The sequence below is a fragment of the Marinifilum sp. JC120 genome (assembly GCA_004923195.1).
Taxonomy (GTDB): Bacteria; Desulfobacterota; Desulfovibrionia; order Desulfovibrionales; family Desulfovibrionaceae; genus Maridesulfovibrio.
In genome coordinates this window covers 82612-109216 of record RDSB01000009.1, presented here as the reverse complement: position 1 = coordinate 109216, position 26605 = coordinate 82612, and the positions used below count along the sequence as shown (strand labels likewise).

At 49.3% G+C, this 26605-nt stretch carries 21 protein-coding genes and 1 pseudogene; 8 read left to right on the top strand and 14 right to left on the bottom strand.

Annotation, left to right across the window (positions count from 1 at the left end; translation table 11 throughout):
• Nucleotide 1 precedes the first annotated feature (1 nt).
• A pseudogene (locus D0S45_10585) lies at nt 2-1981 on the top strand (adenosylmethionine--8-amino-7-oxononanoate transaminase).
• 6 nt (nt 1982-1987) lie between these two features.
• Entirely contained in the window at nt 1988-2974 is a 987-nt protein-coding gene (bioB, locus tag D0S45_10580) for a biotin synthase BioB (protein TIH15635.1), read from the top strand.
• A gap of 58 nt (nt 2975-3032) precedes the next feature.
• Here the strand turns inward: bioB and D0S45_10575 are convergent, their stop codons facing one another.
• From D0S45_10575 to D0S45_10545, 7 genes are all read right to left on the bottom strand, one after another.
• Nucleotides 3033-3686, bottom strand: coding sequence for a flagellar brake protein (locus D0S45_10575; protein TIH15634.1), 654 nt, complete (start codon nt 3684-3686; stop codon nt 3033-3035).
• Nucleotides 3683-4417, bottom strand: a complete 735-nt coding sequence (locus D0S45_10570) for a hypothetical protein (protein ID TIH15633.1) — start codon at nt 4415-4417, stop codon at nt 3683-3685. Before D0S45_10570 ends, D0S45_10575 begins: the two co-directional genes overlap by 4 nt.
• Before the next feature lie 328 nt (nt 4418-4745).
• Entirely contained in the window at nt 4746-5759 is a 1014-nt protein-coding gene (locus D0S45_10565; protein ID TIH15632.1) for an ATP-binding cassette domain-containing protein, read from the bottom strand.
• A gap of 9 nt (nt 5760-5768) precedes the next feature.
• Nucleotides 5769-6737 carry an ABC transporter ATP-binding protein gene (locus D0S45_10560; GenBank protein ID TIH15631.1) on the bottom strand — a complete coding sequence of 323 codons (969 nt, stop codon included), beginning with the start codon at nt 6735-6737 and terminating at the stop codon, nt 5769-5771.
• A 3-nt stretch (nt 6738-6740) separates the two neighbouring features.
• Nucleotides 6741-7667 carry an ABC transporter permease gene (locus tag D0S45_10555; protein ID TIH15630.1) on the bottom strand — a complete coding sequence of 309 codons (927 nt, stop codon included), beginning with the start codon at nt 7665-7667 and terminating at the stop codon, nt 6741-6743.
• Nucleotides 7668-8642, bottom strand: coding sequence for an ABC transporter permease (locus D0S45_10550; GenBank protein TIH15629.1), 975 nt, complete (start codon nt 8640-8642; stop codon nt 7668-7670).
• 205 nt (nt 8643-8847) lie between these two features.
• The gene (locus D0S45_10545; GenBank protein TIH15628.1) at nt 8848-10461 is read right to left on the bottom strand and encodes an ABC transporter substrate-binding protein; all 1614 of its coding nucleotides are present in this window, start codon (nt 10459-10461) and stop codon (nt 8848-8850) included.
• Nucleotides 10462-10551: 90 nt separating this feature from the next.
• Here D0S45_10545 and D0S45_10540 point away from each other — a divergent pair, with 90 nt between their 5' ends.
• A complete protein-coding gene (locus D0S45_10540) occupies nt 10552-11169 on the top strand; it encodes a hypothetical protein (protein ID TIH15627.1) in 618 nt (205 codons plus the stop codon).
• Nucleotides 11170-11309: 140 nt separating this feature from the next.
• Here D0S45_10540 and D0S45_10535 read toward each other — a convergent pair whose 3' ends face one another.
• From D0S45_10535 to acs, 6 genes are all read right to left on the bottom strand, one after another.
• The gene (locus D0S45_10535) at nt 11310-13823 is read right to left on the bottom strand and encodes a TIGR03960 family B12-binding radical SAM protein (GenBank protein TIH15626.1); all 2514 of its coding nucleotides are present in this window, start codon (nt 13821-13823) and stop codon (nt 11310-11312) included.
• Between the two features lie 331 nt (nt 13824-14154).
• Complete coding sequence (locus tag D0S45_10530; GenBank protein TIH15625.1) at nt 14155-14505, bottom strand: hypothetical protein; 351 nt, start codon at nt 14503-14505, stop codon at nt 14155-14157.
• Nucleotides 14506-14718: 213 nt separating this feature from the next.
• Nucleotides 14719-15291, bottom strand: coding sequence for a DNA-3-methyladenine glycosylase I (locus D0S45_10525; protein ID TIH15624.1), 573 nt, complete (start codon nt 15289-15291; stop codon nt 14719-14721).
• Between the two features lie 210 nt (nt 15292-15501).
• On the bottom strand, nt 15502-16782 hold the full coding sequence (locus D0S45_10520) for an MFS transporter (protein ID TIH15623.1): 1281 nt from the start codon (nt 16780-16782) through the stop codon (nt 15502-15504).
• A gap of 198 nt (nt 16783-16980) precedes the next feature.
• The gene (locus D0S45_10515; GenBank protein TIH15622.1) at nt 16981-17829 is read right to left on the bottom strand and encodes a pirin family protein; all 849 of its coding nucleotides are present in this window, start codon (nt 17827-17829) and stop codon (nt 16981-16983) included.
• A 306-nt stretch (nt 17830-18135) separates the two neighbouring features.
• Nucleotides 18136-20121: an acetate--CoA ligase gene (gene acs, locus D0S45_10510; protein ID TIH15621.1), complete on the bottom strand. Its 1986-nt coding sequence runs from the start codon at nt 20119-20121 to the stop codon at nt 18136-18138.
• Between the two features lie 355 nt (nt 20122-20476).
• Here acs and D0S45_10505 point away from each other — a divergent pair, with 355 nt between their 5' ends.
• The 3 genes from D0S45_10505 (at nt 20477) to D0S45_10495 (ending at nt 23072) form a co-directional block, all read left to right on the top strand.
• Entirely contained in the window at nt 20477-22024 is a 1548-nt protein-coding gene (locus D0S45_10505; GenBank protein ID TIH15620.1) for a glycosyltransferase family 9 protein, read from the top strand.
• An 82-nt stretch (nt 22025-22106) separates the two neighbouring features.
• Nucleotides 22107-22712, top strand: a complete 606-nt coding sequence (locus D0S45_10500) for a hypothetical protein (GenBank protein ID TIH15619.1) — start codon at nt 22107-22109, stop codon at nt 22710-22712.
• A 6-nt stretch (nt 22713-22718) separates the two neighbouring features.
• Entirely contained in the window at nt 22719-23072 is a 354-nt protein-coding gene (locus D0S45_10495) for a hypothetical protein (protein TIH15618.1), read from the top strand.
• A 90-nt stretch (nt 23073-23162) separates the two neighbouring features.
• Here the strand turns inward: D0S45_10495 and D0S45_10490 are convergent, their stop codons facing one another.
• The gene (locus D0S45_10490) at nt 23163-24107 is read right to left on the bottom strand and encodes a PilZ domain-containing protein (protein ID TIH15617.1); all 945 of its coding nucleotides are present in this window, start codon (nt 24105-24107) and stop codon (nt 23163-23165) included.
• Between the two features lie 233 nt (nt 24108-24340).
• On the opposite strand from D0S45_10490, the gene D0S45_10485 reads away from it, so the two are divergent.
• Together D0S45_10485 and D0S45_10480 are read left to right on the top strand one after the other, a co-directional pair.
• Nucleotides 24341-25198: an exonuclease gene (locus D0S45_10485; protein ID TIH15616.1), complete on the top strand. Its 858-nt coding sequence runs from the start codon at nt 24341-24343 to the stop codon at nt 25196-25198.
• A 273-nt stretch (nt 25199-25471) separates the two neighbouring features.
• Nucleotides 25472-26461 carry a class I SAM-dependent methyltransferase gene (locus D0S45_10480; protein TIH15615.1) on the top strand — a complete coding sequence of 330 codons (990 nt, stop codon included), beginning with the start codon at nt 25472-25474 and terminating at the stop codon, nt 26459-26461.
• The last annotated feature ends 144 nt before the right edge of the window (nt 26462-26605 follow it).

Here is a 26605-nt window from a genome sequence, read left to right as displayed (position 1 = left end):
ATTGTCTGCCGGTTTTTTCATCACCGGAACAGGTACGGATGTAGGCAAGACTGTGGTTACCGCAGGGCTTGCCCGTTTCTTCATGAAATCCGGGCGGTCCATATTGCCGATCAAGCCTGTCCAGTCCGGGGCTATTGTCCAGCCTGACGGGTCTCTGGATTCCCCGGACGGGGATGTCTACCGGGCTGCCGGGGCGGTCTGGGATATCAATAGACAATGCCCGTATATTTTTGAGCCGCCTACTTCTCCGCATCTGGCCGCAAGACTTGCCGGGGTGGAGCTTGATCCTGCAAAAATCGCAGCTAAAGTACGCGAACGCGAGGACGATGGCTTTCTTTTGGTGGAAGGGGCCGGGGGAATAATGGTTCCTTTGAGCGATGAATCCTCCATGCTCAATCTTATGAAAGAGCTTGGGTATCCGGTGATTCTGGTTGTAGAAAATAAGCTGGGTTGTATCAATGAAGCTTTGCTTTCCATCGCAGCCTTGCAGCAGTCCGGGCTGGAAATTTCCGGGCTGGTTATGACCGCGGTAAGTCGGCCTGCGCCTGAAGAGTTCGGCATAGCCGAAGAGAATATCCGGTTCATCGAAAAAATTGCTGAAGTAAAAGTAATCGCTTCCATTCCATATATTGAAAATTGGGATTACAATGATCCAAAATGCTGGGAAATTGTAGATAAAGCCTTAGATTCTTAATGCCGGAGGCATATCATGTCCATTCTCGAATTTGACCGGGACCATCTTTGGCATCCCTATACTTCCGCTACGAATCCTCTGTCTGTTTTTCCGGTGAAGCGTACCGAAGGCGTGAAAATTGTCCTTGAGGACGGTACTGAGCTTATTGACGGCATGTCTTCGTGGTGGTGTGCCATCCACGGCTATAACCATCCGGTTTTACGTAAGGCTCTATGTGATCAGGCCGAGACCATGCCCCATGTTATGTTTGGCGGTTTGACCCACGAACCTGCGGTGGAACTGGGACGGAAACTGGTCGAAACTTCCCCGGAACCGTTGCAGCATGTCTTTTTGGCTGATTCAGGTTCGGTTTCAGTTGAGGTGGCGATTAAAATGGCCATCCAATACTGGTATGTCATGGAAAAACCGGAAAAGAACCGGCTGATGACTATCCGTAACGGTTACCACGGCGATACCATCGGCTGCATGTCGGTCTGCGATCCGGTTAACGGCATGCATTCCATGTTTACCTCGGTTTTGCCGGAACATGTTTTTGCTGAGGCCCCGCAATGTGGATTTGATGCCGGATGCACAGATGAAGATTTTGCAGATTTTAAGGCCAAGATTGAAGCGCATGCTCATGAACTTGCGGCGGTTATTCTTGAGCCGGTGGTGCAGGGAACCGGGGGCATGCGTTTTTATTCCCCGGAATATTTGAAACGGGTTCGCGAGGCCTGCGATGAGCATAATGTGTTGCTCATCTGCGATGAAATCGCTACCGGATTCGGGCGCACTGGGACTATGTTCGCCAGTGAATTGGCCGGGATCAGCCCGGATATCATGTGCGTGGGCAAGGCCATTACCGGGGGCCTGATGACTCTGGCTGCAACCCTTGCCACCCGCGAGGTTGCCGAGGGAATTTCCTCCAAGGGCGGCGTGTTCATGCACGGACCGACCTTCATGGGTAACCCGCTGGCTTGTGCTGTGGCTAACGCTTCCATAGATCTGTTGCTGAAAAGTGACTGGAAAGAGCGGCTAGCTGAAATTACCCATATGCTTTGTTCCGGTCTCGCTCCTTGTGCCAAATCCAATGCGGTGGCGGATGTTCGCTGCCTCGGAGCCATCGGAGTGGTGGAGTTGAAAAAGCCCGTGGATATGGAAGTCATTCAGCAGGAATTTGTAAAGCGTGGGGTCTGGGTTCGTCCTTTCGGGAAGCTGGTCTACGTGATGCCACCCTATGTAATTTCAAATCTTGAACTTGAGGCCCTTACTTCCGCAGTCTGTGAAGTTGTCGGTCTTCAGGGGTAATATAAATTGGATAGAAAAGAGAAACAGGCTTTGTGGGACGCTGCTCACGGTGGCGGGGCTATTGATGAGCATACTGCGGTTTCGGTACTTGGTGCTTCCCATGGGGAACTGGCTGAAGTGCTTCACGCCGCACATACCATGACCGTGCGCCGTTTCGGACGTGAGGTGAGCCTTTGTTCCATCGCCAATGTGCGTAGTGGAAACTGTTCCGAAGATTGTACCTTTTGTGCCCAGTCCAGCCATTTCAAGGGAACTCCGGCTCCAGCCTATCCGCTTATGTCAGTGCAGGAAATTCGTGATTGCGCTGAGAAAGCCGGACAATCTCCTCTTGAATTTTTCAGCTACGTGACCAGCGGCAGGGCACTTAAGGGTAAGTCTCTTGATCATGTCTGCGAAGCTGTGGATGGTATGCGCGGGAAAAGTTTCAATCATTGCGCCTCGTTGGGCTGCCTTGATTTTGAATCTTTGGAAAAGCTGTATGAATCCGGCGTGATTCGCTACCATCATAACCTTGAGGCCTCCGAAAGTTACTTCCCCAATGTCTGTACAACTCATAGTTATGCGGAGAGAGTGCGCACGGTGCGCGATGCTAAAAAGGCCGGACTTGAGGTCTGTAGCGGCGGTCTGTTGGGGCTTGGCGAAAGTCATCAGCAGCGGGTGGAGCTTGCACTGGCCCTTGCTGAATTGGAAGTTGATTCCATTCCGCTTAATTTCTTGATTCCGATTCCGGGCACTCCACTGGAGAATGTGGAGCCTTTGCAGCCTCTTGAAATTCTGTTGACCATTGCCATGTTCCGGCTGGTCAATCCTCATGCTGAGGTACGTATGGCCGCAGGACGGGCCGCGCTGCGCTCATTGCAATCATTTATTTTTCATGCCGGATGTAACGGGCTGATGGTTGGTGATTTTCTGACTGTATCCGGTCAAGGCATAGACCATGACCTGACCATGCTTGAAGATTTGGGACTGACGGTCCGAAATAAAAAGAATTAGTTTATTAAAAAAGAAGCCCGGTTGAGTGACTCAACCGGGCTTCTTTTTTGAAATTTTATCAGGAATGGTAGAGGATGGTGGCGATGTAATCCTGTATTTTAATAAGGATTTCCGGAGATGGTTTTTCAAAGGTCATACCCAGCATGATTTTCCGTGAATCTTTGGTGCAGCGCTGTACTTTGCAGGGAATGAAGGTGGTCCCGTTTTCCGTGAAGTAGGGACAGTAGACCTTCATTTCATCCCCTATTTCAGGGTCTGCATATTTTTTGTCCTGGATATAGCTGATGCAACAGCCGCTGGTGCTTAAATCTTCCAGCACAGCAACAGTCTTTTCTTTGCCGAGTTCGACCTTTGCTTCCATGAAACAGGAAACCCTTTTATGTCTTCTGAGATTATATGACTCGATCCGTTTAGGATATTTGAGGAAAAGGAGTCGGTCCGGCGAGCTGATCATCCTGATCACTTCGGTTTTGTAACCTGAAGCAATCCCTTCAAAAATATAGCGTATGGTGGCCTCATTTCCCGGATACAGATATTCGGCCCACAGGGCGCGGTCTGCATGGTGAACCATGGGTTCTTTGACGATGAGGGATTTGGTGAAATCACCACCGACCACAATTGTCGGGGCTTTATCGTTCAGTCCTCCCAGTTCAATGGTAATTTTAAGCCCGGGAGTGCAGGCAGCCTTCAGTTTTTCCTTTTGAGAGATCATTTCTTAGTCCGTTTGATGATGTACTTCTTGAACATGGAGGCTACTTCAAGTGAGGGTGCAATTTCAAGTGCTTTATCAAGGTGAATTAACGCCATTTCATTGTCTCCGGCGTCGAAATGAGCTCTGGCAGTATTGAAATGCAAATTTTCATCGTAGGGATTGATCTGGATTGCTTTGTTATAGAAAGTTACAGCTTCTTCAAATAGAGATTGTTTGCGCAGGCTGATAGCAAAAAGGTTGAATTCCCGCCGCTGGCTTTCCATGAAAACTTCATCTTTGTTCAAAAGCCTGTCTATGATCCCGGACAGCTTCTTGAAATTCTTCTTGGTACACTGAACCGACCCCATGCCCAGATTAGCTTTGGGATGTTCCGGGTCCAGAAAAAGAGCTTTTGTAAAGGACTGCTCCGCTTCATCCAGATTGCCGTCCAGAAATTCTTTCTCACCTTTTTCGATTTTGGCGTGAAGGGATTTCAGGGCTGGAAGGGTCTTTTTTTCGTAGTAGTCGATTTCAGGGGCGTATTGGGTGATGAACTCTTTTTTGCTTAAAGTAACAACTACGCCTGAAGGGATGTTTCGGTCATTGAGGGGCTGAACTTGAAATTGGTCCACACCAGAGCGCGTAACATAATAAAATGTTTTGCTCTCGGCCCGTTGCATGGTTGCTCCGGCACCGGTATGGTCTTTGATGTTTTTGGAAAAAACACCAAGTACTTGAAACATGTCGCCCATCGAACCCTCTCTGAAAAAATCATTAGTATCAAGTAAGCTGTTGTGTACTTTCTTTATAATATATTCTTTTGTTTGTGAAATAAAAAGCCTGCCCGTTATAAGCAGGCTTTTTTAAAAAGTCGATTAGAAACCCGTTGTGTAACGGAATTCCCTCAGCAAAAGGGGTGTTGTGCTGTGGTTTTAATGGAGAAAATTATAGGTCTTCCGGTTGCTGTTTTATAGGTTTTGATTTTCTTTTCTTCTGCCAATACAAAGGCCCGTTTATTATTTATAAACGGGCCTTGCTGTTTTTGTCGACTGGAAATGCGTTGATTTAACGTCTATGTATCTATAGTCTGCCTTCTTCTACAGCGTGGCAGGCACAGAGGGTACCGTTTTCCAGATTGCGTGCGCGGGGAATTTCTTCCAGACAGCGGTCGTTTGCGAAGGTGCAGCGGCCATGGAATACACAGCCTGTGGGCAGGTTAATGGGAGTTGGCACGTCCCCGGAAAGGTGCACGTGTTTTTTCTTTTCCCCGCCAAGGGTCGGGATAGCCGAAAGCAGTGCCCTTGTGTAGGGATGCTGCGGACGGGCAAAGATTTCCTTGGCAGTACCCAGTTCACAGAGACTGCCCAGATACATTACCGCCACGCGGGTGGAGATATGTTCAACAACGGACAAATCATGACTGATGAACAAATAGGTCAGATTGCGTTCTTGCTGTGCATCCATGAGCAGGTTCAGGATCTGGGCCTGAATTGAAACATCCAGCGCGGCAATGGGTTCGTCAGCCACGATGAATTCCGGTTCAACAGCCAGAGCGCGGGCAATGCTGATGCGCTGACGCTGTCCGCCGGAGAATTCATGGGGGTAGTTACCAGCCCAGTCCGGGTCCATTCCTACACTGCGCATGACTTCATGCAGTTTGTTCTTTGCGTCGCCTCTTGAAATACCCTTGTTGTGAAAGTAGATGGGTTCCTCAATGATCTGGCGCACGGTCATGCGCGGGTTCAGCGAGGCGTAGGGGTCCTGAAAGACCATCTGCATCTTTGTGCGGTAGGGAAGCATCCGCCCGTGGGGCAGGTTATCGATCCGCTCACCACCATATATAACTTCACCGGAGTTGGGCGGATAAAGGCCCATGACGGTTCTTGCAAGGGTTGATTTACCGCAACCGGATTCGCCGACCACGCTTAAGGTTTCACCTTTCTGGATTTCAAAGCTGACATTGTTGACAGCTTTGACGATGGTGCGTTTGCGTGCGATGCGTCCGTTTTCCATTTGCAGCTGGTCGAGCAACCCGCCGGAAATGTCGAAGTGCTTGACCAGATTTTTTATTTTTACGAGGGAATCGGTTGGCATGACGAATCTCTATACTTTGTCGGCATGGTGGCAGGCCACCAAAATACCGGATTTATTTTCTTTCAGCACGGGGAGTTCCTGCTTACAGATATCCGTACAGTGCGAACATCTGGGATGGAAGGGACAGCCGCCGGGCATATGCATGAGTGAAGGCATGGCACCGGGAATCTGAGTCAAACGATCGCCTGCTCCGCCGGATTGGGGCAGCGCGGCGATAAGTCCCTGAGTATAGGGATGGCCCGGAGTTTCCGTTACTTGACGGGTGGAACCTGTTTCCACAATCCCGCCCGCATACATGACTGCGATGCGCTGGGTTACTTCTGATACAACCGCAAGGTCATGGGTGATCAGGATCAGCCCCATGTTGTCGGTTTCACAGAGTTCCAGCAGCAGGTCCATGATCTCAGCCTGAATGGTTACGTCCAGCGCTGTGGTCGGTTCATCGGCAATGATCAGGGCCGGATCGGTCAAAAGTGAGATGGCGATGACGATACGCTGACGCATGCCGCCTGAGAATTCATGTGGGTACTGGGCCAGACGTTTGCGCGGGGAAGGGATGTAGACTTTGCGCAGTTTTTCCAGCGCAATTTCTTCAGCTTCCTTGCGGGTAACATCCATGTGAGCCAGCACGGTTTCAATCATCTGGGTCCCGATAGTCAGTACCGGGTTCAGGGTCATCATGGGATCCTGAAAGATCATGGAAATGCGATTGCCGCGAATGCCGCGCATTTTATCAAAAGGCATTTTCGCGAGATCCTGCCCTTCGAACATGATTGATCCGTTTGAGATACGTCCGGGCTTGGAAATCAGGTTGATGATGGAGAATCCGGTTACGGATTTACCAGCACCTGATTCACCTACCAGACCAAGTCTTTCACCTTTGTTGAGGGTAAAGCTTACATTGCGGACAGCCTCAAGGGGACCTTGGCGCAATGCAAACTCGACACTTAAATTCTTAACATCAAGAAGTGGCTGCATTGTTTACCCCTTGTAGAGTTTCGGGTTGAGGAAGTCGCGCAGCCAGTCGCCGAGCAAGTTGATGACCAGAATGAGCACAACAAGTACAATGCCGGGGAACATGGTGATCCACCAAGAACCGCTGAAGATGTATTCGAAGCCCACGTTGATCAGTGATCCCAGCGAGGGCTGGGTTACAGGCATGCCTAGTCCCACAAAGGAAAGCGCAGCTTCACTCATGATGGCGTTAGCCACCTGAATTGTGGAGATAACGAATACCGGGGAAAGGGTATTGGGCAGTACGTGGCGCCACATGATACGTTTCTGGGAAAGCCCGATGACTCTTGCCGCTTCTACATATTCTTTCTTTTTTTCCGCCAGCACCGAGGCGCGTACAGTACGGGCGTACTGCGGCCATTCAGCGAAGCCGATTACTAAAATCAGGAGCGGAACAGCAATCTCTTCATATTTGGCGACCCCGAAGGCAGCCTGAAAGATCGCTGAGATGAAGATCGCGACCATGTAAGTTGAAAAAGAGAGCTGCACATCGGCAATACGCATGAGGATGGATTCCACCCTTTTGCCCATGAATCCGGCAACAAGTCCGGTCATGATGCCGAGGAAAGCCTGCAAAGCCACAGCTCCGAAACCGATGATCAAGGAAACGCGCATACCGTAAAGCATGGTGGAAAAAAGATCGCGACCCTGTGCATCGGTTCCCATCAGAAAAGCACTGTTTCCGCCCGGGAGCCATGAGGGCGGAATTTCCGCGTCCATGATGTTGATGTTGTTGGCATCATATGGGTTGAAAGGCGCGATAAGCGGTGCCGCAAAACCCATGAACAGAAGCACGGCCAAAATAATGAAGCTTGTGAGGGCAACTTTGTCGTGCAGAAAGTCGTGCAGAAAATATGATTCTTTGAATCTCTGCCAGCGTGATCTGGTTTTCATTTATTTTTGCCCCGTTATTCTGACCTGCGGGTTGACCAGTCCGTAGATGACGTCAACCACCGTGTTAACAACAACAAAGATGAGTCCAACCACAACGAGGTAGGCCACCATGAGCGGAGCATCACCGCGTTCCACTGCCTCAATGAACATGAAGCCCATACCCTGCCACTGAAATACGGTTTCAGTGAGAATGGTGAAGGCGATCATCGTTCCAAGCTGGACACCGCCTACGGTGATAACCGGGAGCAGGGTGTTCTTGAAGGCGTGGACAATCCAGACCCGCTTAGGGGTAAGTCCTTTGGCCCAAGCATATTTGATGTAGTCGTTTTCAAGAACTTCCATCATTTCGGAGCGGATGAGTCGAATAAAAAGCGGGAGCATGATGGAAGAGAGTGCGATGGAAGGCATGATCAGGTGCAGCCAGCCGTCGGCAGTTAAAAATCCTGTGCGCCAGCCGCCGATGTTGACTGTTTCGCCGCGCCCGTATGATGGCAGCCAGTGCAGCTCCACCGAAAAAACATAAATCATGAGGATCGCGGTCAGAAAAACCGGGATTGAAACCCCGACAATGGACCCACCCATGACAAACCGCGAAAAGAGGGCCTTTGGCCTGATAGCGGAATAAATGCCCAGCGGTATGGAAAAAATTACAATGATCAGGGCGGAACACATAACGAGTTCTAAGGTTGCCGGAGCCTTACTCAGAATAACTTCAAGGGCTGATTTTTTGTAGAAGAATGATTTTCCAATATCACCCTTGACCGCTCCCTGCATGAAGCGGCCGAACTGGACCATGAATGGATCATTGAGTCCCAGCTCGTCCCTGATTTTTTCCCTTTCAGCAGCAGATACGGAAACCCCCGTAATCTCCCTGACCGGGTCACCGAAGCTTTGCTTGATGGCAAAGCCGATGAAGCTGATGATCAGCATTACAATGATCGCCTGTGCGATCCTTCGGACTATAAAAGCAAACATTTTTTAATTAACTCCAGACGGCAAACAGTTGAGGCGCTTCGCGCTTTTGACGAATTATTTCGCCTCCGGCGGCCAAAGGAACTAAGCCCCTTTGGAATCCCGATTAAGGGATTGGCTGTGCTTAGAAAAGTAGTCTTTCAGACATGGCAAAGGGAACCCCTTGCGGAGTTCCCTTTGTTTAATTTAACTTTATCAAGAATTACCCTTACTTGATGACGAGGTCGCCGAAGTAGGGGAAGTTCTGTACGTTTACGATCTCTTCGGTGTTCATATCGGTCTTGGAAGCCCAAGACAGGTTCTGCCAGTGAAGAGGAACGAATGCTGCTTCGTCGTAGAGGATTTTTTCCACTTTCTGGAGCATTGCATTACGCTTGGTCAGGTCTGTTTCAGTCTGGGAAGCGATTACGAGGGAATCAACTTCCTGGTTGCAGTAGTTACCGCTGTTGTACTGACCGTAACCGGTTTCTTTGTTGATGCACATGAGCAGGAACTCAGTGTAGTTGGCGGAGTCTTCGGTGTCAGGATGCCAGCCGATCATCTGGATGTCAGCAATCTGTGCGTCGAACTGATCCCAGTACTGGGCTTTAGGCATGGTCTTCAGGTTAACCTTGATGCCGATTTTACCCATCATGGAAACAAATGCTTCCGCGATTTTTTCATCGTTAACGTAACGGTTGTTGGGTGCGATCATGGTGCACTCAAAGCCGTTTTCGTAACCTGCTTCCTTCATGAGCTGCTTGGCCTTTTCAAGGTCGTAGCGGGGCTTGAGTTCAGCATTGTAACCTGCAAAACCTTCAGGGCCCTGCTGGCAGGCAACAGTAGCGAAGCCTTTCATTACTTTATTTACGATACCGGTATTATCGGTAGCGTAAGCGATAGCCTGACGAACTTTGGGGTTCTGGAAAGGCTTCTGGCGTTTCTGGTTCAGCTGGAAAGTGATGATGCGGGAACCGGACATGGTTACCAGCTGCAGACCTTCTGTGGTATCAACACGTTTCAGGTCCTGCGGGGGAACGGGCATGATGAAATCAACATCGCCGGAAAGCAGGGCTGCTACGCGGGTAGCGTCGTTTTTAATGGGGGTCAGGATGATGGTGTCTACGTTACCTGCTTTGTCCCAGTATTCGGGGAAAGCTTTGAAGACCACGCGTACACCCTGTTCGCGTTCGGCAACAGCGTATTTACCGGTACCGGATTCGTTCACGTTGGCAAAGGAAGGACCAGTCTTGACGATAGCGTCTTTGGGCTGACCGGATTCGTCCTTACCGGAGTAGAACTTCTTATCCATGGGGAAGATGTAGGTAGCCATGTTCAGGAGCAGGCCGTATGGCTCTTTGGTGATGATGTCCACAGTGTTGGCATCAACAACTTTTGCGGGAGAGAAAGGCTCGAACAGGCCTTTGTAGTCAGCACTTTTCTTGAGGCGTTCGATGGTCCAGACAACGTCTTCAGCGGTGAAGGGGTTGCCGGAGTGAAATTTTACACCTTTGCGCAGGTGAAAACGCATGGTTTTATCATCAATACGTTCCCAGGATTCAGCAAGACGGGGTTCAAAGGAACCGTCTTTGGCCCAGCGAACAAGAGGATCGAAAACCATGTGGGAGTACTGAAGCATACCACCGGAAAGCTGTACATGAGGGTCAAGAGATACAGGGTCGGCATCCATAGCCAGTTTAAGGGTTTTACCGGCAGCAGCTGCGGGAGCAGTTTCAGCGGTTTCCTTTTTGGCAGGGGCCTCTTCTTTTTTTTCTGCGCTGCATCCGGCAAGTCCGAGACTCAGAATAGCAACAAGCGCAAGAAACAGTAATGAACGTTTCATCCTCACACTCCTTAGAAAGGGTAAAAACAGTAGTAAAAGCACCAAGCGCCCGGGATTTCAGGAACATTCCTGAGTTAGACGCACATCGAAATGAGTATTATAACTGGTAAAACAGTTAAAGCGTACGGCTTCCCCTTGCCGTATGCGGTTAATATTATTACACTTGAATCAGTTTTTTCTCAAATTGTTAACGTGCTGAAATGTTTTAGGAAAAATATTTTATTAACTTTAGTGTCAAAATGGGCACATAAAAATGCAGAATTTATGAAAATAAAAAAATATAATTCGTATAATCGGCTGTTGATCCTGTTTTTTCTGACTTTTATTATTAGCGGATGCGCATCCCTGAATCCTTTTGCCGACTCGATTACCGAGTATGACATGGATGGAAAGTATGAAATAAGCCTTGGGCTGATGCCCGGTGAAGAGCTTGCTTTCGAAATGCGTAATCCCGGATCAGGCGGATATCAGTTTGACGGGGTTTCCTTTAATCCGGCAATGGTCAGTCTGGATAAGTTTAAGATCATCAAGCCTGATTCCGGCATGATGGGTGATTTCGGACGCTGGCGGTTTGAGTTTACAACCGTGGGGCTGGGATCGGACCCGGTGATCATTAATATTAAAAGGCCGGGAGAGAAAACCCGCGATGCCTACAAGGTTATCAATTTGGATATAACCGAGGATGGCCCGCCGTTCTTTGAATGGTAGTCAGACGGCTTATAAAGCACCATCTGCGGCGTTGCAGCAAAAAAGGCAGAAACTCACGTATGTTTAATACGCTTCGTTCCTGCCTTTTTTGCGCGCCTTGCATCTGGCACTTTCTAAGCCGTCTGAAGATTTTGATCTATTTACTCAAACCGCTGATCCGTCTTGATCAGATCAAAGTCCAGCAGCGTTGTGCTGGGACAGATGGCGGCGATCATCTTGACCGGACTCATATATAATGTAGTCCAATCGAAGGTCATCTTCAGGGTTCTCTCGTTTATTTCTTCAAATTTGACCAGCATGGGGCGGATGTTTTTCTCCTTCACCTTTTTCTTGGTGGTGTGGGAAACAACGTATTCGTCCGACTGGGCGTATTCGCGTATGCGGTCCATTTTGTCTTTTGCTTCTTCATCTGAACAGGTGAAGATCAGGGTGAAGTCTTCCACTTCCGGGTGTTTCTGCTTTTTGGATAAGGTCAGCGGATCAGCGCCCACAATCTTCATGCCGATTGGCATTTGCTTATTGAGGCGGTCCACCAAGTCCTGTGCACCTATTTCAGTGCGCAGCATAATGTTCATCCATTCTTTCATACTTTCCACACCAACAGGCAGTGCACGCCCAAAGGACATACGCGGCATGGGGTGGAAACCCTGCGAGAAGGTCAGCGGCAGTTCGGCGCGGCGCATGGCTCGTTCGATAACCGGTTGCAGGTCAAGCTGTGAAAGGTAGGCCGAAGTTCCGGTTTTGGTGTACCAGAGTCTGAAATGGCTGCCCTTGATGCCGAGGTCCGGCTTTTCTTCTTGTACGAAATCAGGAACATCCCCGGTCTGGTCGCGGCTTTCAAAGACCATTTTGGGACGTAGGTCCATTGTCTCAGCCTGCTTTTTAAGCAGAGATTTGCGTCCGTCAAAGTTGCAGACTCCGCAGTTGCGACATTCTTCGTAACGGCAATCACCAGTGATTTTTTCGGAGATACCGCGTTTCAGTTCCGCAAGCAGGAATCTTTTGCTGACCCCGGCAGAGAGGTGATCCCACGGCAGACGGGCATCATGTTCCCGCGCTCCGGTAAATTCCAGAGGATCAAGTCCTTCTTCTTCCATGGCCTCAAGGAAAGGCTCAAGTTTGAAGTGGTCTTTCCAGCTTGAGAAGAGCGCACCTTTTTTGTAAACCCTTTCAACTACCGGGCCGAGCCTGCGATCTCCGCGTGAAAAAATACCTTCGAGAAAGGTCATGCGCGGAATGTGGGATTTCATATTGATGCGTTTCTGTCTGCTGAATCTTTCGCGCATGTAGTCCAGCCGTTCACCGATTTCCTCAAGTGAAATCTGGCGTTCCCACTGGAAGGGGGTGTGCGGTTTGGGCACGAAAGGCGAAACCGCAGCGGTAATGTTTAGTTTCTTAATGTGCCTACCGGCTACGTCGCGAACTTTGACGCAAAGATCGACAATGGCATCAAGGTCTTCGAAAGTTTCAGTGGGCAGACCGATCATGAAATAGAGTTTGATGTTCTGCCAGCCGTTTTCGTAAAGCATGAGTGCATGGTCCAGCAGTGCTTCTTCGGTGATGCCTTTGTTGATGACATCACGCATGCGCTGGCTTCCGGCTTCGGGAGCAAGGGTGGCCCCGGTGCGCCGGATGGTGGCGATTCGCTCCATAATCGGCTCGGAAAGGGAACCGACACGCAAGGAAGGTAGTGAAATTGAGATCTGTTCGGCTGCGCAGTTATCGAAAGACTGAGCGAAAAGGGTATCCAGCGCGGAGTAGTCCCCGGTGCTGAGTGAGAGAAAGGAAGTCTCTTCGTATCCGGTTTCCTCAAGCCCTTCCATGAGGACTTTAGTCAGGGTTTCCGGGGTACGTTCGCGGACCGGGCGATAGATGATTCCAGCCTGACAGAAGCGGCAGCCGCGTGTGCAGCCACGGGCTATTTCCATGGTCAGACGATCATGGACAACCTGACCGTATGGCAGGATCTGTTCTTTGGGAAAGGGGATAGGTTCAAAATCTTCCACCACCGCTTTTTCTACAAAGAAATCACCGGGATTCTCAGGATCGAAAAATTCAGGAATGTAGATTCCGGGTAGCTCGGCAAGCTTTTCAAGGCGTGCTTTACGACCCTGTCCCTGCTCCTTGCATTCGGCGATGATCTCCATGACTTTGATGATGGATTCTTCGCCGTCACCGAGCATGATCACATCAAAGAAATCTGCTACAGGCTCGGCATTGAAGCAGGCTCCGCCACCGCCGATGACCAGCGGACATGAATCGTCGCGGTCTGCGGATTTGAACGGGATGCCGGAAAGGTCGAGCATGAAGAGCACGTTGGTGTAGCACAGCTCATGGGTCAGGCTGATGCCCAGCGCGTCCACATCTTTTAGCGGGGTGTCGCTTTCAAGGGTAGCCAGCAGTTCGCCGTGTTCACGCATGATTTCGGCAGTTTCTTCGCAGGGCGTATAGGCACGCTCGGCGTAGAAATCTTTATGCTGGTTGACGATCTCGTAAAGAATCTTCTGTCCAAGGTAGGACATACCAATTTCATAAAGATCAGGGAAACCAATGGCGATATGCGCCTTGACCTTAGCGGGGTCCTTGTGGACGGAACCCCATTCCGAACCCAGATAACGGGTAGGACGGGGCAAAAGGGGGAGCAGCTTTTTCAAAACTTAAATCCTATAGAGTATGCCTCCGGCGGCTGGGGAAGGGGAGAAACCCTTTTGCTAACGCCCAAAAGGGTTTCTCCCCTTCCCAAGACCCCATCCCCTCTTCCCAAAAGACGTTTTAGTTATGCTTCGCATGTAGCACACTAAGACGGTCTTTGAATACGAGGGGCGAAGCTTTACTAAAAAAGTTTGGGATTTTTAAACCCTTTTCAAAGGGTTTAAGGCCCCCGGCAGGACTCGTAGCCGTTAACGAAAAGCTTTGCTTTGAGTTTTACGGATACGTGATAACAGCGGTGTCGTCGAAGACCCGCCAGAGGCTTATAAAACTATACTATTTCTTAAGCAGTTCGGAAATATCGGAAACATTTCCGCCACCCATGCCTGCACCCATGCCGCCGAGACCGCCGGAAGAGAGGGTCAGGTTGCTGGAAGCTTCGAGATACTTGGTGGAAACATCTTCAGGGCAGTTCTGGTAGGTGTAGAGAATGTGGCGGCCTTCGATTTCGCCTTCGATTTCGTTATCAAAGGGATAGCCGAAAGGCAGGATCATCATCTGTACGCCCTGCTGTGCGGGAACGGTCTGGAGTACTGCGGGATCTTTGATCAGGTTGTTCTCTGCGTCCCATTTACCGATAACCATGTCGCCGTTGATAATTTTGAAAAGTTTTACATCGTAAGCCATTTTAAATTCTCCTTATCAGGCCGGCCTCGTTTCGGGCGCGTATGCCTGTTAAAATTTCATTAGAAAAAAAAGACCGGACGGGTTTATAAAATCCGGTTCCGGTTCATTGGTTGCGCTTTCGGGCAACTCGTAAGAATTAGTGCTTGAATGGCGGTGTGTCAAGGCTTGGTGCGTATGCTAATTGTATATTTGAAAGCTATGTTTCCGTGCATCTTATCCAGCATCAAACAGGTCTTTGTGCCGAAAGCAACTCACTAGATGATCGTTAACCATTCCGGTGGCCTGCATGTAAGCATAGCAGATTGTCGGTCCTACGAAATTGAATCCTCTTTTTTTCAAATCCTTGCTCATGGCTTCCGCTTCTTTTGTTTTGGCAGGGACTTCTTCAGGTGATTTCCAATTGTTCTGAATCGTGCATCCATCTGTGAACTGCCAGATGTAGTTATCAAAGCTGCCGAATTTTTTTTGAATATCCAGAAAGGACCGGGCATTGCGCACGGCTGAGTTTATTTTAAGTTTGTTGCGGATAATCCCTTCGTTTTGACGCAGACGTTCAATGTTATCTTCAGTGAAGCGGGCAACAATTTCAGGATTAAAATCAGCAAAGGCTTTGCGGTAGTTTTCACGCTTTTTAAGCACGGTCAGCCATGAGAGTCCGGCTTGTGCGCCCTCCAGAACGAGAAATTCAAAGTGGCGTCGGTCATCGTGCAGGGGGACTCCCCATTCGGTGTCGTGGTAGGCGATTTCGAGGTCGTGTTTTGCCCATTGGCAGCGGGATTGGGGCATGGGGTGACTCCTTTAGGATGATTGATGTTGGATGGTATGCGGTTCAGGAGCTAAGTTCAATAGGAAGAGTCCTTTAAAATAAAAACTCCCCGCTTCGATGCACCGTGCATCGGGCGAGGAGTTTTAGGGGGTACGGAAGTTAAATGAGCTAAGCTTCCGTTAGGAGTTTCATCAGAGATGAGAAGTTCTCAAAACCCTGATGAAAATTTGCTAGCTGGATGTTTCCGGGCTGGCGTTTAAGCTTCGGTGCGGCCTTTTGACCATGAATATTGCCGCTGCTCCGATGAAGCAGCAGAGCCCGCAGATGGTGAAGGCCAGCGGGAAGTTACCCATATCTCCGAGTACTCCGCCAAGCAAAGGCCCGCCGATGCCGCCCGCTCCGTATGCGAGGAAGATATACGGATAGTTCTGGCCCACGCTTTTGGTACCGAAGGTGTCAGCCGTGATGGTGGGGAAAAGGGCAAAGTTGCCGCCGAAGTTGAAGCCGATAATGGTTGCACCCACATAGAGCAGGAATGTGTTCCCGGCCATGGAGGTGAATGCCAGCAGGGTTGCGCCTTGAATGGCGGTCATGAACAGGATGGAACGTTTGCGGCCCAGTTTATCACTCAAGGTTCCCCAGATTATGCGGCCCAGTCCGTTAGCGAGGCTGAAAAATACAGCCATGGCAGTTCCTGCTATGGCACTGGCCTCTGTCATGCTGTGCCCGGATGCCTGCAAGGCTTCCATGGGATAGAGTTTCATCAGGCCGATGGACATGAGTCCGGCTGCGGCACTGAAGGTGAAGGTGACGAAAATGAGGAAAAACTGCGGAGTTTTGAGCATTTCAGCGGTGCTGAAATTTTCTTCTTCAGCATCATTTGCTGCATCAACATTTGTTTCAGGATGATAGCCTTCTGGTGCCCAGCCTTCCGGGGGAAAGCGCATCCAGAATCCACCCGCTGCGATCATCAAACAGAAGAGCAGGCCGTAAAGTGAAAAGGTGGAGGAAAGACCGATTGTTCCGATCAGGTTACCCCAAGCCCCGGCGAGCTTGACCCAGGCCATGGCTCCGAAGCCGAATCCTGCAACGGCCAGTCCGGTGATAAAGCCTTTTTTATCTGGAAACCAGCGCATACCCACGGCAATGGGGACAACGTAACCAAGGCCGATCCCGGCCCCGCCGATGAGTCCGATAAAAAGGCAAAGGGCGGTAAAGCTTGTTCCGCCGACAAGACCGGCAAGGGCGTAGCCCGCTCCCAATACGAGGGCACTGAGGAAGGAAAGTTTCATGGGGCCCCATTTGGCGAGTTTTTTTCCGGCCCAGACCATGGAAAGTGCAAAACTGACCAAGGCGATGGAAAAAACAACCTGAGTCTGAAATTTGCTCCATCCGGCCTCAATAAGTGACGGGGTGAATACCGACCATGCATAGATTGCTCCGAGAGCCAGCTGCATGAGCACTGCCCCTGCTACAGCAAACCATCTATTCATTACTTTCGTTTCGCTCATCTTTTCCCCCGATGTTGAAGTTGATTCTTTTTACTGTGTTTCTAGTCCGGGTCCTTTTTCTGCTGTTATCCTTATCCGTGCTGCTATAAAAGCATGGCTGGGTTCTTGGTGCATTCTATTTTCGGTGAACGGGAAGGTCGTTGTTGTCTTTTGTGTCTTTGTCCGGTTATTTGCCGTCCGTCCTGCATATTTGTCCGTTTATGGTTTTGGATGCTTAATGAAAGTGCCTTCCTCATATTCTTGAAAAGCCTTTTCCAGATCTTCCGCTGTATGCATGACAATAGGACCGCGCCAGTAAATCATTTCATTAATGGGTTTTCCGGTCAGCAATAGAAAGCTGAGCGGTTCATTGCCCGCATTGACCGCCAGTTCCTCACCATCTTCGAAGAGAACCAGCGAACGGTTTTTAACTTTCTGTCCGTCAACGGTTCCCTCACCAGCAGTGATATAGATAAAGGCCGTGTAGCCGCGCTTGGTGGGGTGGATAAATTCAAGTCCTGCTGGAATGGTCACGTCCAGATACTGCGGATCTATGCCGATGCCTCTTGCCGGACCTTTGATCTGATCTACTTCTCCGGCAATTATCTTGATGCTGCTGCCGTCCTCGCGCTTTACCACCGGAATATCTTCAGCCGGAATCTCGCGGTATTCGGGATCGACCATTTTATTTTCAGAACTGAGATTGGCCCAGAGCTGGAAGCCGTGCATGAAGCCGTTCGTGTCTCCTTTGGGCATTTCCTGATGAATTATTCCGCTGCCTGCGGTCATCCATTGCACACTTCCCGCTCTGGTAACTGCGGTATTGCCGAGGCTGTCCCCGTGCTCCACATCCCCTTTTAATAGATAGGTGATGGTTTCTATGCCCCGATGGGGATGCCATGGGAATCCTTTCAGGTAATCTTCGGGATTGTCGGACCGGAAGTCGTCGAGCATGAGGAAAGGGTCGAAAAGGGAGGCTTCAAAATAACCGAAGGCCCGGTGTAATTTTACCCCGGCACCTTCATGAACAGGTTCGCCGTAGAATATCTGTGTGATCTCTCGCCGCATTGCAAGCTCCTGCATCAAATATACTGATATTATTATTTCTCATAATATCAGTATGGAGTGGATTTGCAAGCGGTAGGGCAAAAAAATAGACCGGAATGAACGATGTTTCCATAGCCACCTTCCAAAATAGATAGAAACATATTCCGTACATTCCGGTCCGATCCGGTACAGTGTAAGCTGTTGAATTATCTCCCGGCTCTATCTGCCAATAATAACTTATAATTATTATTTGTTCTAAAATTCATTGTTTATGAATTTTGAGGTGGCACAAAGAACCGGGAGACTTCCGGACAACTTCCGCTATACTTAAGGATTCATTATTTCTTCATAACCTTCGATGAGATCGGTCACTACTGAAGGATCAGCCAGTGTCGAAGTGTCGCCGAGGTTCGAAGTATCGCCTTCTACAATCTTGCGCAGGATTCGGCGCATGATCTTACCGCTGCGGGTCTTGGGCAGGGAGGGAGCGAACTGAATCACTTCCGGTGATGCCAGAGGCCCGATTTCCTTGCGGACATGCATACGCAGTTCCTTGATCAGGTCATCATCTTCATCATATTCGGACTTGAGGGTCACGTATGCGTAGATGGTCTGGCCTTTAACCTCGTGAGGCATACCTACAACCGCTGCTTCGGAAACAGCCGGGTGGGAAACCAGTGCGGATTCAATTTCAGCGGTTCCCAGTCTGTGGCCGGAAACGTTGATTACATCATCCACGCGGCCCATGATCCAGAAGTAGCCGTCTTCGTCTCTGCGTGCTCCGTCGCCGGATTCGTATGTGCCGGGGAAGCCTTCAAAGTACTGCTTCTTGTATCTTTCAGGAGCACCCCAGACCCCGCGCAGCATACCGGGCCACGGTTTACGGATTACGAGGAAACCGCCTTCGTTGGGACCGACTTCATCGCCGTGGCGGTCCACAATTGCCGCATCAATGCCGGGCAACGGGAGGGTAGCCGATCCGGGCTTGAGCGGGGTGGCGTAGGGCAGCGGAGAAAGTACATGTCCGCCTGTTTCTGTCTGCCACCATGTGTCAACGATGGGCAGTTTCTCGGCACCGATATTTTCGTGGTACCACATCCATGCTTCAGGGTTGATAGGCTCGCCGACCGTGCCGAGAATGCGCAGGCTGGAGAGATCATATTTCTTGGTCCACTGGTCGCCTTCCTTCATGAGGGCACGGATTGCAGTGGGCGCGGTGTAGAAGATATTTACCCGGAATTTTTCGCAGACCTGCCAGAATCTTGCCGGGTCCGGGTAGGTGGGTACGGATTCAAACATGACGCTGGTGGCACCGAGGGCCAGCGGTCCATATACAATGTAGGAATGTCCGGTGACCCAGCCGATGTCGGCGGTGCACCAGTGTACGTCGTCATCTTTAAGATCGAATACCCACTGGCAGGTGTGGGCGGCGTAAGTCATGTATCCGCCGGTGGTGTGGAAAACGCCTTTGGGCTTACCGGTACTGCCGGAGGTGTAGAGGATGAAGAGCGGATCTTCGGAATCCATCAGCTCGTAGGGGCAGTTGTCGGTAATTTCCGGGTCTTCCATGAGTTCGGACCAGAGGCGGTCACGGCCTTCAACCATTTCGATTTCATTGTTTGCTCTGGGAACAACAACGCACTGTTCAATGGAGGGGCACTCTTTGAGAGCTTCGTCAGAGTTGGGCTTGAGCGGGATTTTTCTTCCGCCGCGCAGAACTCCGTCTCCGGTAATGTGTACTTTTGCGCCGCAGTCATTGATGCGGTCGCGCAGACTGTTGGAGCTGAAGCCAGCGAAAATGATGGAGTGGGGTGCGCCGATACGGGTACAAGCCAGCATGGCGATGGCCAGTTCCGGGATCATGGGCAGGTAGATGGATACGCGGTCGCCTTTCTGTACGCCCAGTTTTTTGAGAACGTTGGCAAAGCGGCAGACTTCGCGGTGCAGCATGTCGTAGGTGTAAACTTTTACTTCATGGTCTTCCTCGCCCTGCCAGATGAGGGCGGCCTTGTTGCGGCGACCGTTTTCAATGTGGCGGTCAAGGCAGTTGGCGGAGGCATTGAGCTTGCCGCCTTCAAACCATTTAACTTCCGGTTTGTCGAAATCGTAATCAAGAACGTTGTCCCACTTCTTGTCCCAGGTGAGCAGCTCGTCAGCACGTTCTGCCCAGAAACCTTCCATGTCGTTAATGGAACGATCGTAAATAGCCTTGTATTCTTCGAGGCTTTTTACGCATGCGCCGGGGAAGTTGGTAGGAGGATTAAAGAGCCTGTTTTCTTTGGAGAGACTTTCAATTTTTTGTTCTTCAGTCATGAGGTGGCCTCCTGAGGTCATTTTTTTAAAGTGCATGTGTCAGCAGAAAATTTTTACCGGATGTCTAGTGTTATATACATTTTTAAGATTGCATGCACATGGTTTTCGATAAACGGTGGAAGAAAATCACTCAACGGAATTAAAAACCGTTTGGCGGAATCTTCGTGCCGTTTATCCGGAAAACTTGCCGTTTGCTGTTAGTGGCGTTGTTTGTAGAGTTGCGGTATACCCTTAAATAAATACAAATTAACCAAAACGAAGCGGCGAAGCCCTATTAAAAGTTTTTGAAGAGTCCAGAGAAATCTTTTTTCAAAAAGTTTCTCTGGCCCCCGGAGGGCCGCCGGAGGCGTTCTTAATGAAAGCGTTAGTTATAAATCTCACCCGTTTCGGGGACCTGCTCCAGACCCAACCTGTCATTACTGCTTTGGCAGAGCAGGGCTATGAAGTGGGGGTCATGTGCTTGAAAAATTTTGCCGGAACAACGCAACTGCTGCGCAATGTAGCAAAGACTTTCCCTTTGCCCGGATCATCCCTGCTGGCAGCCATTGATCGGGACTGGCGTGATGCTGTTAATATTTTTGACTCATACTGCGCTGAAATAGAAGAGTCCTTTGATCCGGCTCTGGTCATAAATCTGACCCCGTCCGTTTCATCCAGATTGATCGCGCTAAGGCTTGCCAAAGGTCGCGAGGTGCGTGGATTCGCCATGGATGAATTCGGTTTTAATGCCGACACTTCCCGCTGGGCCGGATTTCTGCAAATGGCCTCCGCTAATCGTGGTTCCAGTCCGTTCAATGTGGTTGATCTTTTTAGCAAGGTTGCAGGTCTCGATAAAACCGCACCGTTTGAGCTGGCAGAGTCGTCCCCGGAAATGAAGGTCGCGGCACTGAAACTGCTGGAGAATCCTGCTCCCGGAGTCAAAGGATTTGTTGGATTTCAGCCCGGAGCCAGTGAAGACCGCAGACGTTGGCCCGTAGGTCATTTCAGAGCGTTGGCTCGCAGATTGTGGAAGGAAAAGCGCAGAATTCCGGTTTTGCTGGGTACTGAAAGTGAGAAAGTTTTAGGCGCACGTATTTTAGAAGGCGCAGAATTTCCGTCCGTTAATCTGATGGGGGGGACTTCTCTGCCGGAGCTTGCCGCGGTCTTGCGCCGCCTTGACCTGCTGGTGACCAACGATACCGGGACCATGCACCTTGCCGCAGGGGTTGGAACTCCGCTGGCTGCTATTTTTCTGGCTACTGCCCAGCCGTGGGATACAGGCCCGGCTGCCGAAAAGCTGTGTTGCTTTGAGCCGGACCTTAAGTGTCACCCTTGCTCCTTCGGACAGAAGTGTGTTTACGACAATGTCTGTCGGCAGGAAGTCACATCTGATGCTGTTTTTGAAGCTGCTTCATCATTTATTGATACAGGAGAATGGCCGCGTATTGAAAGCAGGGAAGTACGCGCATATCAGACCGGGCGGGATGAGCTTGGCTTTATTTCCCTAAGTTCACTTTCCGGGCATGAACAGAGTGATCGTCACAAGTGGATTCTTTTGCAGCGTGAACTTTACCGTCGTTTTCTTGACGGAGAAAATATTGCCGCTGCCGACCTTCCCCGGGTGGAGCTTTCCTCCGACTTCCGGGCTAGACTGCTCAGCGCGCTTAACAGCAGCCGGGATGTTCTCTTTTTGCTCAGCAAGCAGGCGATGATTCTACAGGCTGATCCCATTGAATCAATGAAAGTTAAGTTCTTAGCTAATTTACAGAAAATACAGGATATTTTGTCGTCCTGTCCTGAACTTTCCGTACTTTCTTCCATGTGGATGATCGAGTCCAGAATCCATGAAAATATGGATGGGGTCATGGATCAGCTATCCCGGTACATGGACTTGGTCAGTGGTATGTCCCTTTCCGTTGAATAATGTTGGCATGACTCTTGTAGTAAATAGGGCGTACCGGACCAACCGGAAAAAATTACGTACCTAATTTAGGAGGAGAGTCACTATGATCGTTATCGATGGAACCAAAACTGATCTCGATATCAGAAGTTTTGAAAATCTTGAGCAGGTTTTTGATAAGGTGCTGGAATCCGGACACCTTGAAGACCGCATTGTGACCGACGTCAAGGTCAACGATGAACCATTCAGTGAAATTTACCCCAACCAGTCGGAAGATATTGAAACTTCCGAAATTGAAAGCCTTGAAATCGTCAGTGCTTCCGCTATTGAAATGGCCAGCTCCATCACCCTTGAACTCTACAAGGTTGTGAACATCATGGCTGGCGGCGGCAAGCAGGTTGCAGAACTTTTCAGGCAGGCAGATGATGCTGAAGCACTTGAGCTTTATCAGGATCTTCTTGATGTTATCAGGGATTTCCTCGGCATGGTCGGCAACCTGCGTGACCAGTTCGCTATCAAGCAGAACAACGATTTTGAAAAAGTTGTGGAAGATTTTTCCGGTCTTTTCACTGAAATGACCGAAGTCCTTGAAAACGAGGACTGGATTTTACTGGCTGATTTGCTCGAATATGAATTCCTGCCTTCCGTTGAAAAATGGAAGAATGTTATCTCCATCATTCGCGAGGATCTCAGGGAGGTAGCCAAGAGGTAGACTGTTATGGCCGAAACCTTGGAACTTCTGGATCAGGCTCTTGAAATCGGACACGAAGAGTTGAGATTTCTCGTGGCAGGCGAGGTGGATGATGCCTTTGATGCCGCAGAGAGAAGAGGTGTTCTCACCGATCAGGCTCTGGAAACAAAAGAGAGCGTGAGTCTGGACCAAATTCTGGAAAAGCTTAACAAGCTCAAGAACCTGCAAGGGCAGCTTACATCGGAGGCTAAGAAACTCCATGCATCCCTGAGACAGGATATCGGGCGGGTTAAGAAGGAAAGTACCCGCTTCAAGGGGTACGGCAATGCCGCTCGCGGCACCCCCTTGATTGCCAATCGTTACATTAACAAGGTTGGATAAATCGCAAAACGATTCATAAACTGTCCTTTTGCGTAACAACGGTACAAATATCCTCTGCTGATTTTAATCAGCAGGGGATTTTTGGGTTTTTTACTCTATTTCCTTCCAATCAATATTCTGTTCATTCTCATCACGCATTTTTCCTGTGCCGATGAATTCAACGCCTACCCGGCAGGTTTGGCCGTCCATATTTTCCATGGAGCGAATTTTTCCCGTATACCAGTACGGCTTAAAAACTTTCTGCCGGAAATTGAACATAAAAATGCTGATCAGCACATCATCATTGATGTTGAATTTTGATTCTACCAGCGTGGGAGACGCGCCTACCCCGATACCTCCATTGGAGATATTGATAACCTGATTGTCTTCGTGTCCGGTGGAGCGGGGGTCATATGAATTCACCGCAAGGTCCGGGATGCGGTCCACAAATGAAGTGTCGTCACTTTCTGCTTTACCTAGCCAGAGCTTGACCCGGATGAACTGCTGGTCGACGACTCTTTTCCGTTTGTGGCGACGTCTTTTGACCAGAGAAAATTTAACCGGCGGGGTCAGGGTCATCCTGCCGCAGCCCTCTTTGTCACATTCCAGCGAACTGATGGTCGATCTGAAAGAGTTAACTTTTCCGGCTGCACTTTGTTCTGGTGGGAACATGAGAATTATCTCAGCAGTGGGGGATAGTTTTGCAATTCCATTTTCTTCAATTATTTCAAGGCGCATGCGGTCGGGCTTCACCGCAGTCAATACCGCTCGGCCCAGTACATTTTCGTGGTGCCCGGCGGCGGCAATATCCATGATTGTTCCGCTGTTCTGGAAGAATTGAACAAAGTCTTGCGGACCTTGGGGTTTTATTTTTTTTTGCGGCTTGGGGCGTAATAGCAAAAACGCAAAGATCGCTGCCAGCAGTCCTATCAATCCCGCAGCCGCTAGAATCAGAGGTAAGGATTCCTGCGGCAGGGTGGATATAAATTTTTTAACAGGACCAATTACTTGCGATTGAATCAGGTCAAGAATGTATTGAAAATTGATTTTTTCCATTGTCAAATTTCCCATAGCGGCTATTATTTACAGTGATAATCTTTTTACCATCCATATATGTATGGTCAGTGGCAGAATAATGTCAATGTTACGTAATTGCTGGACTAAGAGAGGTATTATGGATAATCCTCTCCCTGACGTAGGGTTATTTTCCCGGAAGCTGTGCCGGGAGCCGTACATAGGACGTTTTGTCCGTTTTTAATTAACTATTTGAAAAACAGGGCTGTTTTTAAATGCTCGAAAGAACTTTTTGTCATCTCAAGGGAATTGGAAGTACTACAGAGGCCAAAATCTGGCAGGCTGGAGTGAACAACTGGAATGATATTCTCGATGGTGTTGCCACGCCCCTTTCCGATGCAAAAATGAATGAACTGGAAAAAGGTTGCGGTGAATCAAAGCAGAAGCTTGAAGAGAGTGACGCTAATTGGTTTGCGGATCGTCTTCCAGCTTCGGATCAGTGGCGGCTTTATTCCCATTTCCGGGATGACGTTGCTTATATTGATATTGAAACCACCGGTACCGATGCACACAGTTGCGATATCACAACCATTGCCCTCTGGAATGGAAAAGAGATCAAAACTTATGTGCAGGGCAAGAACCTCTATGATTTCGAAGAAGAGATCGCCCGCTATCCACTGATTGTAAGTTTTAACGGCAAATGTTTTGATGTGCCGTTTATTGAAAAATATTTTGGGATTAAGGTCGATGCCGCCCATATCGATTTGCGTTTTGTCTTTCGCTCTCTGGGAATTACCGGAGGGTTAAAAGGGATTGAGCGTTATTTCGGTATGGACCGTGGCGATGCTGAAGGGCTGGACGGCTACTTCGCAGTGCTGCTTTGGAATGAATATGAGATGAACGGTGATGACCGCGCCCTTGAAACCCTGTTGGCTTATAATGTGCTGGACAGTGTGAATTTGGAAAATTTGATGATCAAGGGTTACAATCTGCATCTTGAAAGGTTTCCCCAGCACGGCCTTGAGTCCATTGCCGAGAAAATCGAACCATTGAATCCGTTCAAGGCCCACCGTGAGGTTGTTGATGGAATCAGGGCGAAATATTCCGGGGAAGGATCATTTCGTAGATTTTAATTTTTGCAATTGTAAGTGTCATTTTTTCCTGCCTGCGGGAGATGGAACTTTTTGCCTCTAAGGGCCGTTTTCAAATTTGAAGACGGCCCTCTTTTATGTTTTAAAAATAAAATTTTCATTTAAAAAATAGTAGGTTATATGGAAGTTTAGAGTTTTTTTATACGTCCTGCGGCATCTTCTTAATAAATGGGAACAGTCTGTGCATTTCACCGTTGCAGTAGGTAAAGCATGCCTTCATGATTTTAATATATGATGTTCGCAAGGAGTGTTGAAATGCAGGAACAAAGCACAGTTGAGATTGATAAGATTCACCATGCGTTCATGGGCCCGGAAGATATGGTCATTGATCCGTCACTATATTCTGACAGTTCGTTGCTTACGGACGTGGGCCGCATGAGTGACCCTTCAGTCAGAATTTCCGATTCCATGATTATGGGCATGGTGCTCAAATTTTTCTATTGCTATGTGCATAAGGACGGTTTCGACAAGCCCGTTTCCCTTGAGGAAGTAAGCAAATTGTGCGAGATGTTCAGCCGCCATCGCAGCCTCAACGAGCCTGATGACGATATCGAACTGATGAATTATCTGCGTCAGTGGTCCTTTTCCCTGCGCATGCTCGCGGACATCACCAAGACCAGCCATATCATTCGTTCCATCGTGACCCAGAATATTTCTCCCAAGCTCCTTGAGCAGGATGAGTATGTTGGTCTCGATATTGGTACCGGAACCGGAATTTTGCTCCTTGCCCAGCACATCCATGCCCGCCGAAACGGTTTTAAGAACATTACCCTCTACGGAATCGAATACGATAAGATGGTAGGTTTGCAGAGCTATAAAATTTTTAAGGAGCTGGGTATTGCCGAAATTATCCTCGGTGATGCACGGGATGCCAAGAATTATGCACCGCTGGCTAATAAAGTCGTGACCTTTGTTTCTAACGAAACCGTGGCCGCCATGCATCAGCCCCTGCGTCGTGAACATTTTGTTTCCATCTGTAAGACTTTGTTCCGCACTCTTGGAAAAAATATCAAGGATGCCGCCTTCTTTCCTGAAGGATTAATCGCTTTCTGCAAGGATTTGAATGTGTCCGTGCTGCTGGCGAAAAATACTGCTTTTCAGGGACCCAGAGAATATCATGACATGAATTTGTTTCCGCAAGGCATCATAATCGAAGGGAATATTGTACCCCTGCACCAGCTTGGCGAAGATCTGTTGCCTTATCTTTCGGAATGGGCCCAGCGCAGGCTGCCGCGCAGGTGGTAGATCCAGCACTTTACACAGCATCATAATTATATAATAGTCCGCGCGCCTCATTAATGAGGCGCGCGTTTTTTTGTAGTGCCAACCGGCGGTCCCTCCGGGGGCTTAAACCCTTTTTGTAAAAAGGGTTTAAGAATCCCCAAAACT

Excerpts from the sequence above, each read along its gene's own strand:
- D0S45_10550 (TIH15629.1), bottom strand. The coding sequence starts at position 8,642 with ATGTTTGCTTTTATAGTCCGAAGGATCGCACAGGCGATCATTGTAATG.
- D0S45_10480 (TIH15615.1), top strand. The coding sequence starts at position 25,472 with ATGCAGGAACAAAGCACAGTTGAGATTGATAAGATTCACCATGCGTTC.
- D0S45_10565 (TIH15632.1), bottom strand. The coding sequence starts at position 5,759 with ATGCCAACCGATTCCCTCGTAAAAATAAAAAATCTGGTCAAGCACTTC.
- D0S45_10520 (TIH15623.1), bottom strand. The coding sequence starts at position 16,782 with ATGAGCGAAACGAAAGTAATGAATAGATGGTTTGCTGTAGCAGGGGCA.
- D0S45_10485 (TIH15616.1), top strand. The coding sequence starts at position 24,341 with ATGCTCGAAAGAACTTTTTGTCATCTCAAGGGAATTGGAAGTACTACA.
- D0S45_10540 (TIH15627.1), top strand. The coding sequence starts at position 10,552 with ATGAGTATTATAACTGGTAAAACAGTTAAAGCGTACGGCTTCCCCTTG.
- D0S45_10495 (TIH15618.1), top strand. The coding sequence starts at position 22,719 with ATGGCCGAAACCTTGGAACTTCTGGATCAGGCTCTTGAAATCGGACAC.
- D0S45_10575 (TIH15634.1), bottom strand. The coding sequence starts at position 3,686 with ATGATCTCTCAAAAGGAAAAACTGAAGGCTGCCTGCACTCCCGGGCTT.
- D0S45_10500 (TIH15619.1), top strand. The coding sequence starts at position 22,107 with ATGATCGTTATCGATGGAACCAAAACTGATCTCGATATCAGAAGTTTT.
- D0S45_10570 (TIH15633.1), bottom strand. The coding sequence starts at position 4,417 with ATGGGCGACATGTTTCAAGTACTTGGTGTTTTTTCCAAAAACATCAAA.
- acs (TIH15621.1), bottom strand. The coding sequence starts at position 20,121 with ATGACTGAAGAACAAAAAATTGAAAGTCTCTCCAAAGAAAACAGGCTC.
- D0S45_10505 (TIH15620.1), top strand. The coding sequence starts at position 20,477 with ATGAAAGCGTTAGTTATAAATCTCACCCGTTTCGGGGACCTGCTCCAG.
- D0S45_10525 (TIH15624.1), bottom strand. The coding sequence starts at position 15,291 with ATGCCCCAATCCCGCTGCCAATGGGCAAAACACGACCTCGAAATCGCC.
- D0S45_10545 (TIH15628.1), bottom strand. The coding sequence starts at position 10,461 with ATGAAACGTTCATTACTGTTTCTTGCGCTTGTTGCTATTCTGAGTCTC.
- D0S45_10555 (TIH15630.1), bottom strand. The coding sequence starts at position 7,667 with ATGAAAACCAGATCACGCTGGCAGAGATTCAAAGAATCATATTTTCTG.
- D0S45_10490 (TIH15617.1), bottom strand. The coding sequence starts at position 24,107 with ATGGAAAAAATCAATTTTCAATACATTCTTGACCTGATTCAATCGCAA.
- D0S45_10530 (TIH15625.1), bottom strand. The coding sequence starts at position 14,505 with ATGGCTTACGATGTAAAACTTTTCAAAATTATCAACGGCGACATGGTT.
- D0S45_10515 (TIH15622.1), bottom strand. The coding sequence starts at position 17,829 with ATGCGGCGAGAGATCACACAGATATTCTACGGCGAACCTGTTCATGAA.
- D0S45_10560 (TIH15631.1), bottom strand. The coding sequence starts at position 6,737 with ATGCAGCCACTTCTTGATGTTAAGAATTTAAGTGTCGAGTTTGCATTG.